Source organism: Amycolatopsis sp. NPDC051716 (genome assembly GCF_040681595.1).
Lineage (GTDB): Bacteria > Actinomycetota > Actinomycetes > Mycobacteriales > Pseudonocardiaceae > Amycolatopsis.
The window spans coordinates 81,671-94,570 of sequence record NZ_JBFAZA010000015.1 but is presented as its reverse complement, the minus strand read 5'-3'; the positions used below and the strand labels follow the sequence as shown (position 1 = coordinate 94,570).

Genomic DNA, 12,900 nt, shown 5'->3' with positions numbered 1-12,900 from the left:
CGTCTCCCTCACCAGCCCGTCAGCAGCAGGTGGTTGACCGCCAGCGCCGTCGCCGCCTGTGCGGCCAGCCACCACTGGCGGCCGGGTCGCGGCAGCAGCGCCGTCAACGGCAGCAACCACACCCCGAACGGTAGCCAGATCCGTTCGGTCTCGGCTTTCGACAGGCCCGAGACGTCGGCGAAGAGGATGGCGGCCAGGGCGGCGAGCCCGAGCAGGAGGACCGGATCGGTGAGCAAGGCCCGGCGCGGAGCCCCGAACCCGCGCCGGACGGCGGCCACGACGGCGGGGCCGAGCGCGACGGTCACCGCGGCGAGGTCGGCCCACACCCAGTACGAGTAGGGCCGGACCAGCGCCACCCCCTGGTAGTAGCGCTCGACGACCAGGTGATAGCCGTCGAGCCACCAGAACCCCGCCCAGGCGAAGACGCCGACGACGGCGAGGGCCGCGACGATCGCCAGTGCCGCCGCCCGCCACTGCCGGCCGAGGACGGCGACGGCCAGGGCGAGCAGGCCGAGCAGCACCAGGCCGTACGACAGGAAGATCCCGAAGCCGAGCAGCACCCCGGCGGCCAGCCCGGCCGGAACGGCGTACCGGCGGCCGTGGGTGAACCCCGTCGCGGACAGCGCGAGCAGCGCCAGCCCGGTGGCGGTCACCCCGGCGAAGAGGCCGTCCGCCGAGACGCCGATCCACACCGCGCCCGGGGTGAGGACGGCGAACGGCAGCACCGCGCGGGCCGCCTCGGGCCGGCCGAGCAGGGCGACCGTGGCCGGCACGGCCACCGCGACCAGGCTGCCCACGAGGACCACGGCCGTGGCCGCCCACGCGCCGCCGTGCAGTCCGAGCCGGTCCAGCCAGACGAAGACGAGCGTCGCGCCCGGCGGGTGGCCGGACACGTGTGTCGTCCAGGATTCGGGCCGGAAGTCGAGAATGCGGGAGGAGAACTCGCGCAGCATCAGCGGGATGTCGGTGATCCCCGGGACCTCGTGGAGGTACTCCTGGGGAATGGTCAGGTGCCCGGCGAACCCCCGCGCCCAGCCGTCGACCATGGTCAGCGAGAAGATCCAGGTGAGCGAGGCGAGGTAGCCGGCGGCGAGCGCGCGGCGCCACGGCAGGTGGGCGGCCAGCGCCGGGCCGTGGAGCACCACCGCGACCGCGACGAGCACGGCGAACACCGAGCCCGGGCCGACGTGCGGCAGCCAGTCGGCGAACAGCGGCGGCGCGGACACGAAGATGATCACGCCGGAGTGCGGCCGGTTGTAGTAGAGGCCGACAGCGGTGGCCGCGGCGACGAGCACCACCGCCGCGGCGACGGCAAGGAGGTCGGCGCGGCGGCCGGAGACCGGGGCTTCGGGTTCGCGGGCAGGCGGCTCGGCGAGCCGGGCTGCCGAGGTCGGCTCGCTCATCGTCGCCCACCCTAGGGTCACGGCGGGTGATCCGCGCCCGGGAAACCGGAGCCGTAACGACGCGGTAAGAACTCGTCCGATGTCATGATTCGGTAAGCCCCGCAAGGGTTCTGCGACGTTTCGGACGGCCTTACGGTCGGCGCCGTGACTGACTTGGAAGTGGACGTCGTCCTCCCTTGCCTCGACGAAGCGGGTGCCCTCCCCGCCGTACTGGCCGGCCTGCCGCCGGGCTACCGCGCGATCGTGGTCGACAACGGCTCGGCCGACGGCTCACCGGAAGTGGCGGCCTCGCTCGGCGCGAAGGTCATCCACGAGCCGCGCCGGGGCTACGGCGCGGCCGTGCACGCGGGGCTGGAAGCCGCCACCGCGGACATCGTGTGCTTCGCCGACGCCGACGGGTCCCTGGACCTCGCCGACCTGCCGCGCCTGGTGACCGCGGTCGAACGCGGCGCGGACCTGGCCGTCGGACGCCGGGTGCCGACCGGCCCGGGCGTGTGGCCATGGCACGCGAGGGTGGGCAACGTCGTGCTGGCGACGCTGTTGCGCAGCCGCGGACTGCCGGTGCGGGACATCGCGCCCCTGCGTGCCGCGGACCGGCTCGCCCTGCTCCGCCTGGACGTCACCGACCGCGCGTTCGGCTACCCTCTGGAGCTGCTGATCAAGGCCCAGCGCGCCGGGTGGCGGGTCAGCGAGTTCGACGTCCGCTACGGCGAGCGTGCCAAAGGGACGAAGTCGAAGGTGTCCGGGTCGGTGCGGGGCACACTGCGCGCGGTCCGCGACTTCGGGCGGGTGCTGGCCCGATGACCCGTCCGTTCATCCTGCTGGTGGTGGCCAAGGCGCCCGTCCCGGGGCTGGCCAAGACCCGGCTGTGCCCGCCCGCCACCCCGGCTCAGGCGGCCGAGATCGCCGCGGCCGCGTTGCTCGACACGCTCGACGCCGTCTGCGCGGTGCCCAGCGCCGAGCCCGTCGTCGCGATGACCGGCGACCTCGGCGCGGCCGCCCGGCCCATCGAGATCGGCATGGCGCTCCGCTACGTCACCACGATCCCGCAGCGTGGCCACGATTTCGGCGCCCGGCTGGCGAACGCCCACGCGGACGCCGCCCAGGTGCACGCCGGCCTGCCGGTGCTCCAGATCGGCATGGACACCCCGCAGGTCACGCCGGAGTCGCTCGCCGCGGCCGCCGCACCGGTCCTGCACGGCGGCCACGACTCGGTGCTCGGGCCGGCCGCGGACGGCGGCTGGTGGGCGCTGGGCCTCGCCGAGCCGCGGCACGCGCAAGCCCTCAAGGACGTCCCGATGTCCCGCGAAGACACCGGGGAGCGCACCCTGCGCGCCCTGACCGCGTGCGGGCTGCGGCCGCGGCGCGCCGCCCTGCTGTCCGATGTGGACACCATGGCGGACGCCCGGTCGGTGGCGGCGGCGTGCCCGGGCGGCCGGTTCGCCCGCGCCGTCGCGGCGGTCGGCGGACGGGCGGTGGCGTGATGACGGCTCCGGTGAGCACCGGCCACGAGTTCGACCGCGGCCTGCTCGGCCACCAGTGCTGGCTCGAGCTGGCCAGTGGCGAGCGGATCGAGCTGGCGGTGGAACGCTGGGCGGAGCCGTCCGAGGGTGACGACGTCCTGCTCGACGCGTGCTCCGGCCCCACGATCGACCTCGGGTGCGGGCCCGGCAGGCTCACCGCGGCGCTGGCCGGTCGCGGAGTCGCCGCGCTGGGCGTGGACAGCTCGCGCACGGCCGTCAGGCTGACCCGGCGCCGTGGTGGAAGTGCCTTGCAGCGCAACCTCTTCGACCGCCTGCCCGGCGAAGGGCGGTGGCGGCACGCCCTGCTCGCGGACGGCAACATCGGCATCGGCGGCGACCCGGCCGCGCTGCTGCGGCGCACGGCGCGGCTGGTCGCACCGGGCGGCGACATCCTCGTCGAACTGGAGCCACCCGGGCGAGGCCTGCGGCACGAGCGGGTCCGGCTCCGGCCCGGCCACGCCGACGTCGCCTGGTTCACCTGGGCCTGGGTCGGGGTCGATGCGATCGCCGAGGTCGCCGTGCGCGCCGGGTTGCGCGTCGACTGGACCACCCGGCACGGGCACCGCTGGTTCGCGCGATTGGAGCGGCCGTGAAGCTCCCGATTCCGGCAGAAGAGCAGTTCCAGGCCCCGGCGCACCACGAACGCGTGACGTCGAAGATCGGCCTGGCGCTCGCGATCACGTTCACGACGTGCTTCGTGACGGGGCTGATCAGCCACCTGATCCAGCACCCGCCGGGGTGGTTCTCCTGGCCCAGCCGGCCGATCGGGCTCTACCGCGTCACCCAGGGGCTGCACGTGATCTCCGGCGTGGCGTCGATCCCGTTGCTGCTGGCGAAGCTGTGGAGTGTCTACCCGAAGCTGTTCGGCCGGCCGCTCGTCCGCTCGCTGCCGCACGCCCTGGAGCGGCTGTCGATCCTGGTGCTGTCCGGTGCGGCGTTCTTCGAGCTGACGACCGGGCTGCTGAACGTCGCGCAGAACTACCCTTGGGCCTTCTACTTCCCCCAGGTGCACTACGCGGTCGCGTGGCTGGCGATCGGCTCGATCCTGGTGCACGTCGCGGTGAAGCTGCCGATCATCCGCCGCGGCCTGAGCCGGGCCACCACCGTGGCGGAGGCGCCGGCCGAGGGGCTGTCCCGGCGGGGTTTCCTGGTGACCACCGGGCTGGCGACCGGTGTCGCGGTCGTGGCCACCGCCGGCGCGACGGTCCCGTTCCTGCGCGGCGTCTCCGCCCTTTCCTGGCGATCCGGTAAGGGCACGCAGGACCTCCCGGTGAACCGCACGGCGGCGGCCGCGGGTGTCACGTGGTCGCCGGCCTGGCGGCTCTCGGTGGTGACTCCGCGCGGCACGATGAAGTTCTCGCTCGACGAGCTGCGCGCCCTCCCGCAAACGACGGCGGAGCTCCCGATCGCGTGTGTGGAGGGCTGGAGCCAGTCGGCCACCTGGCGCGGAATCTCCCTGCCCACGCTCCTGAAAGCCGCCGGCGCGGCACCGGGCACGGCCGTCCGGGTGTCCTCCTCGGAGCGTGGCGGGCTGTACGGCGTCAGCGTGCTCCCGGGCGAACACACGGCCGACGAGCTGACGTTGCTGGCCTTGGAGCTGAACGGCGAGGTCCTCGCCCCCGACCACGGCTTCCCCTGCCGGATCATCGCCCCGAACCGCCCCGGCGTGCTGCAGACGAAGTGGGTCACGAAGCTGGAGGCGCTGTGAAGACCGCCCGAGTGCTCCTCGCGTTGCCAGGCCTCGCGGCCCTGGCGTGGGGTGTGGTGCTGTTCGCGGAGTACGCGCTGCCCCTACGTCCGGACGTCTTCGGGACGGTCGGCTGGATCATCGGCGGCCCGATCCTCAACGACGCGGTCATCGCCCCGCTGACGGCCCTGCTCGGCATCGTCCTGTCCCGCGTCCTGCCGCACCCATGGAAGACCCCGGTGGTGGCCGGCACAGTCATCACCGGGGTCCTGGCCATCCTGGCGTTCCCGCTGTTCTGGCGCCCGTACGGAACCGCACCAATGCCCGGCCTCCACGACACCAACCCGGCCCCCGCACTGGCCCTCACCCTGGCCACGGTCTGGCTGGCCGTGCTCCTGACCGCCCTCCGCCACCGTCTCATCCCCCGCCCCACCCGTGTCGCCCCGCCAATCACGCGTGCTGACCCTCCAATCACGCGTGATGCCTCCCCAATCACGCGCGATACCCCTCCAGGCACGCAAGATGCCCCTCCCAGCACGCCAACCGACCCCCCAGGCACGCCAACCGACCCTCCAGAGACTCCGGCCGACCCTCCCGGCACGCCGGCCGACCTCCCCGGTACGCCGGCCGACCGTCCCGGCCCCTGACCGGTCAGGTCCAGGTCAGGGCACAAATGCGGCCACGCGCGACCGGCATCGAGTGCCTGGTCGCGCGTGGCCTTGTGGGTCCGGCCCCGAAGTCGGGGGTCGAGCCGAAGTTGGTCTCGGCCGCCCCAGGGCGGCCGAGCGTCTGAACCGGGTCAGTTGGGCTGGACGGGCTGCCCGCCGAACGTCACCTCGGCCGTGCGGCCGTCGGCGAGCGTGAACGTCGCCTTTTCGTCCGGGGCCCGGGTGCGGACCGCCGCGACCAGTGTGTCGGCCGAGTCGATCGGGCGTTCGTCGATCTTGGTGACGACGTCGCCCGCCTTCAGGCCGGCCTTCTCCGCCGGGCTGCCGGGCTTGATGGCGCCGAGCTCGGCGCCGCCCTGCGGGGCGTCCTTGACCTCCGCGCCGATGTAGGTCTGCACCGCCTGGCCGGTCTTGATGATCGTGTCCGCGGTGCGGCGGGCCTGGTCGATCGGGATGGCGAAGCCGATGCCGACGTTGCCGCCTTCGGACGCGCCCTGGCCCTGGCCACCGGACGCCGACTGCGGGCTGTAGATCGCGGAGTTGATGCCGATGACCTGGCCGGACATGTTCGCCAGCGGCCCACCCGAGTTGCCCGGGTTGATCGCCGCGTCGGTCTGGACCGCGTCCATCACCGTGGTCTGGTCGCCGCTGCTGCCGCCCGCGCGCACCGGCCGGTGCAGCGAGCTGACGATGCCCGAGGTGACCGTGCCGGCCAGCTCGAACGGCGAGCCGATGGCCACCACCGACTGGCCGACCCGCAGGTCGTCGGAGCGGCCGAGCTCGACCGGGGTCAGGTTGCCGACCCCGGTGACCTTGACGACCGCGATGTCCGTCGTCGGGTCGCGGCCGACGACCTTGGCGGCGGCCTTCTTGCCGTCCTGGAACACCGCCTGGATCTGCCCGCCGTTCGCGGCGACCTCGACGACGTGGTTGTTCGTCAGGATGTAGCCGTCGGTGCTGATGACGAACCCGGAGCCTTCGCCGGCCCCCTGCTGCCCGCTGACCTGCAGCTCGACGACGCTCGGCGACAGCTTCTGCGCGACGGCCTCGACCGAGCCGGCGGGCGCGTTGCCCGTCTGCTGGGCCGGCTTCGGCGCGTTGAGCGCATTGCCGGTCGGGCCGGACGACCCGGCGGTGAAGTACCCGACCGTCCCGCCCGCGATGCCACCGACCAGCAGCGCGACCAGCGCGACGCCGGCGAGCAGCTTCCCGCCGGAGCGCTTGGGCTCCGGCGCGGCCACGGGGTAGCCGGACGTGCCGGGCTGCCCGTACGGGTTCGGCGGCGGGTAGACGCTCTGCTGGGTCGGGCCGGACGGCATCTGCGCACCCTGGGCGGACCACGGGTTCGAGGCTTGCCCGCCGTACGCCGGATCGGCCCCGGTCACCGCGTGGTAGGACGGCTCGGAGTACTGCGGCGCACCGCCGGACTCGGGCTGGGCCTGCTCACCGTACGGGTGCCCCGCCCAACCGCCCTGGGCCGGCTGCTGGCCGGTCTCGGGGTGCCGCGGGTTCGCGGGGTCGTGCGCGCTGGGGTCGTTCTCGGTCATGTCCTCACCTTGCGCGATGGTCCTGAGAGGTTCCTGAGCCGAACCTGTGCATCGGAGATGAGTATGCCGGGATCAGCCCGCCGCGCGGAGCCGTTCGGCGATTTGCTCCGGCGTCGCGTCGTTGATCCACACCGCCATGCCCGACTCGGACCCCGCCAGGTACTTCAGCTTGTCCTTCGCGCGCAGCACGGAGAACAGCTCCAGGTGCAGCCAGCCGAGGTCCCGGTCGCGGTGCACCGGCGCCTGGTGCCACGCCGCGATGTACGGCAGCGGCCGGTCGTACAGCGCGTCGCAGCGGCGCAGCACGTCGAGGTAGACGTTCGCGAAGTCGTCGCGCTCGGCATCGGTCAGCGCCGGGATGTCCGGAACCTGCCGGTGCGGCACGATCTGCACCTGGACCGGCCAGCGGGCCGCCGGCGGCACGTACGCCGTCCAGTGCTCGCCGGAGGTCACCACGCGCGCGCCGGACTTGCGTTCGGCGGCGAGCACGTCCCCGAGCACCGGGCGGCCGTGCTCGGCCTGGTAGGCGCGGGCGACGTCGAGCATCCGCTCGGTCTTCGGGGTGACGAACGGGTAGCCGTAGATCTGCCCGTGCGGGTGCGACAGCGTGACGCCGATTTCTTCGCCGCGGTTCTCGAACGGGAACACCTGCTCGACGCCGGGGACCGCGGACAACCCGGTCGTGCGGTCCGCCCACGCGTCCACCACGGCCCGCACCTGCTCGGCACTCAGCTGCGCGAAGGATCCGTCGTGGTTGCTCGTGAAGCAGACGACCTCGCACCGGCCGCGGCCGGGCCGCACCGGCACCAGCCCGAAACCATCCACAGTGGACGGCTCGCCGACGACGTCCTCGGCGAAGGACGGGAACCGGTTCTCGAAGACGACGACGTCGTAATCGCTTTCGGGGATCTCGCTCGGTTTGCCGGGCTTGCTCGGGCACAGGGGGCAGAGGTCCGCCGGCGGCTTGTAGGTCCGCGTCTGCCGGTGCGCGGCCATCGCGACCCACTCGCCGGTCAGCGGGTCCAGCCGGATCTCCGACGCGGCCGAAACCGGCGGCAGGTCACGGGTGTCCTCGGCGACGCGGTCGGGCGCGCCGGGCTGGTCGAAGTAGATGATGTCCCGGCCGTCGGCCAGGTGTCGTACGGTGCGCTTCACGCTTCTTGGGCCTCGTCCGTCTCCGCCGTCTCGGCGATCATGAGTTCTCCCGCCCGTTCGGCGAGAATTTCCTTGGCCTCGTCGGAAATCCCGTCATCGGTGACGACGACGTCGGCCTCGTCCAGGTCGGCGATCGTCGAGATCCCGACGGTGCCCCACTTCGTGTGGTCGGCGAGCACGACCAGCTTGCGCCCGGCCTCGACCAGCGCGCGGTCGGTCTCGCTCTCGGTGAGGTTCGGGGTCGTGAACCCCGGCCCGTCGAACATCCCGTGCACGCCGAGGAAGACGGCGTCCAGGTGCAGCGACCGCAGGCTGTGCACGGCGACCGGCCCGACCAGCGCGTCCGACGGCGTCCGCACGCCGCCGGTGAGCACGACGGTGCGATCCGGCTGCGTCGACCCGCGGAGCACGTCGGCGACCTGGATCGAGTTGGTCACGATGGTGAGCCCGGGGATGTTGTCGAGCGCTCGCGCCAGCGTCCACGTGGTGGTGCCGGCGGAGATGCCGATCGCGGTGCCGGGCCGGATCAGCGTCGCGGCGAGTTCGGCGATGGCTTCCTTTTGCGCCCGCTGACGCACGGACTTGGCCTCGAAGCCGGGTTCGTCGGTGCTCTTGCCGACGACCGAAGTGGCGCCGCCGTACACCTTTTCGACGAGTCCTCGGCCGGCGAGGACGTCGAGGTCGCGACGCACCGTCATGTCGGACACGCCCAGCCTGGTCACGAGGTCACTCACGCGGACCGCACCGGTCCGGCGGGCCTCTTCCAGGATCACCGCCTGTCGCTGACGCGCCAGCACCGTTCACTCCGTCCGTCCAGCCAATTACACAAAATCCTACACGACTAAACACAGGATCCGCAGACCCGGCGAGGGTGAACTTCGAAACACCAGGTCATGACGTGGACAGGAACGGACGTCCCGTAAGCCAGCCGAACAACGGCGGAGAACGCGTCAGCTCACGAGCGCACCAAAAGGCAACGGCCGGTGCTCCCCGCCCGATTCCGGTGGATGCCGCGGGCCCGGATCAGCCGGGCGCCCCCGGCAGCCGGATCGTCATCAACGCGCCGCCTTCGGGCGCCTGCGAGGCGTACACCGCTCCGCCGTGCCGCTCGGCCGCGTGCTTCACGATCGCCAGCCCCAGGCCCGAACCCGGCAGCGTCCGGGCCTCCGACGACCGGTAGAAGCGGTCGAACACCTTGGGCAGGTCTTCTTCGGCGATGCCCGGCCCGGCGTCCGCGACCTCGACCACGGCGGTGCCGTCGCCGAGCGGGTACAGCCGCACCCAGACCGTCGCGTCGGGCGGCGAGAACTTGACCGCGTTGTCGAGCAGGTTCAGCACCGCGCGTTCGAGCGAGCTGTTGTCGCCGGTGAGCACCCACGGCTGCAGCGAGACGTCGAAGTTGATCTCGCCCGCACGCCGCCGTGCCCGGTCGAGCGCCCGCTCGACGACCTCCAGCAGCTCGACACGCTCGAAGCGCTCGCGCGGCTCGTCCTGGCGCGCGAGCTCGACCAGGTCGCCGATGAGCTGCGTCAGCTCGTCGAGCTGGCCGCTGATGTCCGCGATGATGTCGACGCGGTCCTCGTTCCGCAGTGGCGGCGCGCCCGGTTTGCTCGCGGCGAGCAGCAGCTCGAGGTTGGTGCGCAGGGACGTCAACGGCGTCCGGAGCTCGTGCCCCGCGTCCGCGACCAGCTGGCGCTGGCGTTCCTGCGAGTCCGCGACCGTGCCGAGCATGGTGTTGAAGGTCTGGGTGAGCCGCGCGAGCTCGTCGTCGCCGCTGACCGGGATGGGCCGCAGGTCGCCGGTCTTGGCGACGCGCTCGGCGGCCGACGTCAGCCGGTCGACCGGGCGCAGGCCGGTGCGCGCCACCGCGGTGCCCGCCGCGGCGGCGACCAGGATGCCGGCGCCGCCGATCAGGAAGAGCACCAGCGCGAGCTCGTTCAGCGTGCGCTTGGTCGGGCCCATCGACTGGGCCAGCACGATGGCCTCGCCGTGCCCCGTCGGCAGGGCGACCACGCGGCTGTCGGAGCGGAAGTCCGTCCGCAGCGACTCCGCCGAATCGCCGTTCGCGACGGCCAGCTCGTCCGGCCCGAACGGCGGCGGCGAGCTCGACAGCGGGTAGGTCATCACGGCGTGCTGGACGTCGGGCGCCGCGTTGAGCTGCCCGATCTGCAGGTCGGCGCTGGCCAGGAACGCGCCGGGCACCTGCCGCAGCTCGGTCTGCACCTGCGGCGAGTTGGCCGCCGCTTGCGCGCGCGCCAGCAAGCTGTCGTCGAGCTGCTGGTAGAGGTTGCTGCGCACGACCATGTACGCGCCGATCGAAACCAGCGCGACGGCGCCGGCGACGCAGGCGGCCGCGAGCAGCGTCACCCGGCCGCGCAGCGAGAACCGGCGGGCGCCCCAGCGCGTGCCGCGGGGATCGCCCGGTTCGGTCACGGCGGGGTTTCCCTCAGGACGTACCCCACTCCCCGCACCGTGTGGATCAGTCTCGGCTCCCCCTCGGCCTCCGTCTTGCGGCGCAAGTAGCCGACGTAGACCTCCAGCGCGTTGCCCGACGTCGGGAAGTCGTAACCCCATACTTCCTCCAGGATCCGGCCACGCGTGAGGACGTGCTTCGGGTAGGAAAGGAACAGTTCCAGCAGGGCGAATTCGGTCCGGGTCAGGCTGATCTCGCGGTCACCGCGGCGGACCTCCCGCGTGCCGGGGTCCAGCGTCAGGTCCGCGAAGGCCAGGGACTCCGAGGCCTGGCCGTTCTGGCCTTCGGGGACGGCGCGGCGCAGCAGCGCCCGCAGCCGGGCGAGCAGCTCCTCGAGCGCGAACGGCTTCGGCAGGTAGTCGTCGGCGCCGGCGTCCAGGCCGGACACCCGGTCGGAGACGGTGTCGCGGGCGGTGAGCACCAGGATCGGCAGGTCGTCACCGGTGCTGCGCAGGCGGCGGGCGACCTCCAGGCCGTCGAGCCGGGGCATCATGACGTCCAGCACCATCGCGTCCGGCCGGTCGGCGATGATCGCCTCCAGGGCCTGCGCACCGTCACTGGCCAGCTGGACCTGGTAGCCGTTGAACTCCAGGGACCGCCGGAGCGACTCACGGACGGCGCGGTCGTCGTCCACCACAAGGATGCGCATGGCGCTAGTTTTACGCAGCGTGCTGAGACCCGCCTAAGAACACACGCAGAACTCACAAAGGATTTCTCACTCGGGGCCGCGCGCGACCGGCGCGTTCCAGTGCCGCCAGAGCGCGATCATCCTGATGGAAACCACGACAGCGGCCGCGACGACGGTCACGAGCCCTTCCGGAAGTCGCAGAGAGTGACCGAAGGCGACGAGCGCCGAGCCGGCGAGCGCGGCCACGGCGTAGATCTCCTTCCGCAGGACGAGCGGGATTTCCCGGAGCAGCAGATCGCGCACGGCCCCGCCGCCGATGCCGGTCGTCATCCCGATCAGACACGCGGCGTAGACGGTGGCGCCGGCGTTGAGCGCGATGGTCGTCCCGGCGGTGGCGAAGACGCCGAGCCCGAGCGCATCCGCCAGCAGAACGCCGCGCCGTAGCCGCGCCACCTGCGGGTGGAAGACGAAGACGACCAGGGCGGTCCCGGCGCAGACGGCGAGGTAGGGCCAGTTCCGCAGCGTCGTGGGCGGGTGGATGCCGAGCAGGACGTCCCGGATGACGCCGCCGCCGAGCGCGGTGGTGAGCCCGACCACGACGACGCCGAAGACATCGAGCCGCGCCCGCACCGCGGCGAGCGCCCCGGACGCGGCGAAGGCGACGAGCCCGACCAACTCCAGCGCCGTGAGCAGCATCTACTGGTCGAGCAGACCACCGCGGTAGGCCAGCAGCGCGGCCTGCACCCGGTTGGCCGCGCCGATCTTGGAGAGCACGGCGGAGACGTACCCCTTGACGGTGGCTTCGGAGAGGTGCAGCCGCCCGCCGATCTCGGCGTTGGACAGGCCCTGCCCGATCAGCGCGACGACTTCACGCTCCCGTTCGGACAGCGAGGCGAGCAGCTTCCGGGCGGGCTGAGCAGCGCGTTGTTCATCCCGGTGCGACTGAACCATCCGCGCGGCCACCCCCGGATCCAGCACGGCACCACCCCGGCTCAGATCCCGCACGGCCCGCAGCAGCGCGGCGGGGTCGATGTCCTTGAGCAGGAAGCCGTTGGCCCCGAGCCGCAGCGCGAGACTGACGTATTCGTCGATGTCGAAGGTGGTCAGCATGGCCACGGTGGGCGGATCGGGGAGGGCGAGGATGGCCCGGAGAGCGCGAATGCCGTCGTCAGGGGCCCGCATCTTGATGTCGAGCAGGGCCACATCGGGGTGATACCGCCGGGCAACTTCCACGGCGGATCTGCCGTCGCTCGCCTCGCCCACGATCTCGATGTCCTGGGCCCCGGACATCATCGCGCGCAACCCCGAGCGCACCAGTTCCTCGTCGTCGGCGAACATGAGCTTGATCAACGAAGCCCTCCGCAACAGCCAGTAGGAGGCGGCTCCCCGCGTCCCGTTAACGAAGGTTACCTACTGTTGTTCAGCAGTTCGAAACCAGACACGACCAGGTGAGGCACTGGTCCGTCCAGGTCAGGTGCGGTGGGCGGTGCGCCAGGGTGTATCGCCGGGTTCCCCAGGCCCGGAGAACCACTCACCTGGGTGACGACGTCCGTCGGGTTGCTCCATCCGTGCCCCTGCTGCTGCGGGCCCCTCCGGCAAGCTAAGCTGACCCGGTAGTAGCAGGCCCTCGTAGCTCAGGGGATAGAGCACCGCTCTCCTAAAGCGGGTGTCGCAGGTTCGAATCCTGCCGGGGGCACCCAAGAGCCTGGTTTCAGCTCACGGTCGGCCACATGTCCGGTCGACACCTTCGCCAGGACAAGGCAAACCGGTGTCCGTCAGCCACTGCTCCACATCGGCAACGGGCAGAGCACCTGCG

General features: G+C 72.3%; 13 protein-coding genes and 1 tRNA gene. 6 read left to right on the top strand and 8 right to left on the bottom strand.

Annotated features, from left to right (window positions below; all coding sequences use genetic code 11):
- Nucleotides 1-8: 8 nt before the first annotated feature.
- Complete coding sequence (locus tag AB0M30_RS21905; RefSeq protein WP_364586209.1) at nt 9-1,403, bottom strand: hypothetical protein; 1,395 nt, start codon at nt 1,401-1,403, stop codon at nt 9-11.
- A gap of 159 nt (nt 1,404-1,562) precedes the next feature.
- Here AB0M30_RS21905 and AB0M30_RS21900 point away from each other — a divergent pair, with 159 nt between their 5' ends.
- The 5 genes from AB0M30_RS21900 to AB0M30_RS21880 are packed head-to-tail and all read left to right on the top strand — an operon-like array spanning nt 1,563 to nt 5,260.
- The gene (locus AB0M30_RS21900) at nt 1,563-2,207 is read left to right on the top strand and encodes a glycosyltransferase family 2 protein (protein ID WP_364586569.1); all 645 of its coding nucleotides are present in this window, start codon (nt 1,563-1,565) and stop codon (nt 2,205-2,207) included.
- Nucleotides 2,204-2,887 carry a DUF2064 domain-containing protein gene (locus tag AB0M30_RS21895; protein ID WP_364586206.1) on the top strand — a complete coding sequence of 228 codons (684 nt, stop codon included), beginning with the start codon at nt 2,204-2,206 and terminating at the stop codon, nt 2,885-2,887. Before AB0M30_RS21900 ends, AB0M30_RS21895 begins: the two co-directional genes overlap by 4 nt.
- Nucleotides 2,887-3,519 (top strand): class I SAM-dependent methyltransferase, encoded by a 633-nt coding sequence (locus AB0M30_RS21890; protein ID WP_364586203.1) that lies wholly within the window; start codon nt 2,887-2,889, stop codon nt 3,517-3,519. The genes AB0M30_RS21895 and AB0M30_RS21890 overlap by 1 nt, the downstream gene beginning before the upstream one ends.
- Nucleotides 3,516-4,634, top strand: coding sequence for a molybdopterin-dependent oxidoreductase (locus AB0M30_RS21885; RefSeq protein WP_364586200.1), 1,119 nt, complete (start codon nt 3,516-3,518; stop codon nt 4,632-4,634). The genes AB0M30_RS21890 and AB0M30_RS21885 overlap by 4 nt, the downstream gene beginning before the upstream one ends.
- The gene (locus AB0M30_RS21880) at nt 4,631-5,260 is read left to right on the top strand and encodes a hypothetical protein (RefSeq protein WP_364586197.1); all 630 of its coding nucleotides are present in this window, start codon (nt 4,631-4,633) and stop codon (nt 5,258-5,260) included. The genes AB0M30_RS21885 and AB0M30_RS21880 overlap by 4 nt, the downstream gene beginning before the upstream one ends.
- 152 nt (nt 5,261-5,412) lie before the next feature.
- Here AB0M30_RS21880 and AB0M30_RS21875 read toward each other — a convergent pair whose 3' ends face one another.
- The 7 genes from AB0M30_RS21875 to AB0M30_RS21845 all read right to left on the bottom strand — a co-directional run bounded on the left by AB0M30_RS21875 (nt 5,413) and on the right by AB0M30_RS21845 (nt 12,434).
- The gene (locus AB0M30_RS21875) at nt 5,413-6,828 is read right to left on the bottom strand and encodes a trypsin-like peptidase domain-containing protein (RefSeq protein WP_364586194.1); all 1,416 of its coding nucleotides are present in this window, start codon (nt 6,826-6,828) and stop codon (nt 5,413-5,415) included.
- A gap of 72 nt (nt 6,829-6,900) precedes the next feature.
- A complete protein-coding gene (gene galT / locus AB0M30_RS21870) occupies nt 6,901-7,983 on the bottom strand; it encodes a galactose-1-phosphate uridylyltransferase (protein WP_364586191.1) in 1,083 nt (360 codons plus the stop codon).
- Nucleotides 7,980-8,780, bottom strand: coding sequence for a DeoR/GlpR family DNA-binding transcription regulator (locus AB0M30_RS21865; RefSeq protein WP_103336824.1), 801 nt, complete (start codon nt 8,778-8,780; stop codon nt 7,980-7,982). The genes galT and AB0M30_RS21865 overlap by 4 nt, the downstream gene beginning before the upstream one ends.
- A gap of 226 nt (nt 8,781-9,006) precedes the next feature.
- Entirely contained in the window at nt 9,007-10,416 is a 1,410-nt protein-coding gene (locus AB0M30_RS21860; RefSeq protein ID WP_103336823.1) for a HAMP domain-containing sensor histidine kinase, read from the bottom strand.
- On the bottom strand, nt 10,413-11,105 hold the full coding sequence (locus AB0M30_RS21855; RefSeq protein ID WP_103336822.1) for a response regulator transcription factor: 693 nt from the start codon (nt 11,103-11,105) through the stop codon (nt 10,413-10,415). Before AB0M30_RS21855 ends, AB0M30_RS21860 begins: the two co-directional genes overlap by 4 nt.
- A 66-nt stretch (nt 11,106-11,171) precedes the next feature.
- A complete protein-coding gene (locus AB0M30_RS21850; protein ID WP_364586186.1) occupies nt 11,172-11,780 on the bottom strand; it encodes a TRIC cation channel family protein in 609 nt (202 codons plus the stop codon).
- Nucleotides 11,781-12,434, bottom strand: a complete 654-nt coding sequence (locus AB0M30_RS21845; RefSeq protein ID WP_013230063.1) for a response regulator transcription factor — start codon at nt 12,432-12,434, stop codon at nt 11,781-11,783.
- 273 nt (nt 12,435-12,707) lie between these two features.
- Between AB0M30_RS21845 and AB0M30_RS21840 the strand changes: the two genes are divergently transcribed.
- A tRNA-Arg gene (locus AB0M30_RS21840) sits at nt 12,708-12,780 on the top strand.
- Nucleotides 12,781-12,900 lie beyond the last annotated feature (120 nt).

What these genes read in the sequence shown, in the direction of transcription:
- AB0M30_RS21895 (WP_364586206.1), top strand. Translation starts at nt 2,204, where the DNA reads ATGACCCGTCCGTTCATCCTGCTGGTGGTGGCCAAGGCGCCCGTCCCG.
- AB0M30_RS21850 (WP_364586186.1), bottom strand. Translation starts at nt 11,780, where the DNA reads ATGCTGCTCACGGCGCTGGAGTTGGTCGGGCTCGTCGCCTTCGCCGCG.
- AB0M30_RS21890 (WP_364586203.1), top strand. Translation starts at nt 2,887, where the DNA reads ATGACGGCTCCGGTGAGCACCGGCCACGAGTTCGACCGCGGCCTGCTC.
- AB0M30_RS21875 (WP_364586194.1), bottom strand. Translation starts at nt 6,828, where the DNA reads ATGACCGAGAACGACCCCAGCGCGCACGACCCCGCGAACCCGCGGCAC.
- AB0M30_RS21905 (WP_364586209.1), bottom strand. Translation starts at nt 1,403, where the DNA reads ATGAGCGAGCCGACCTCGGCAGCCCGGCTCGCCGAGCCGCCTGCCCGC.
- AB0M30_RS21855 (WP_103336822.1), bottom strand. Translation starts at nt 11,105, where the DNA reads ATGCGCATCCTTGTGGTGGACGACGACCGCGCCGTCCGTGAGTCGCTC.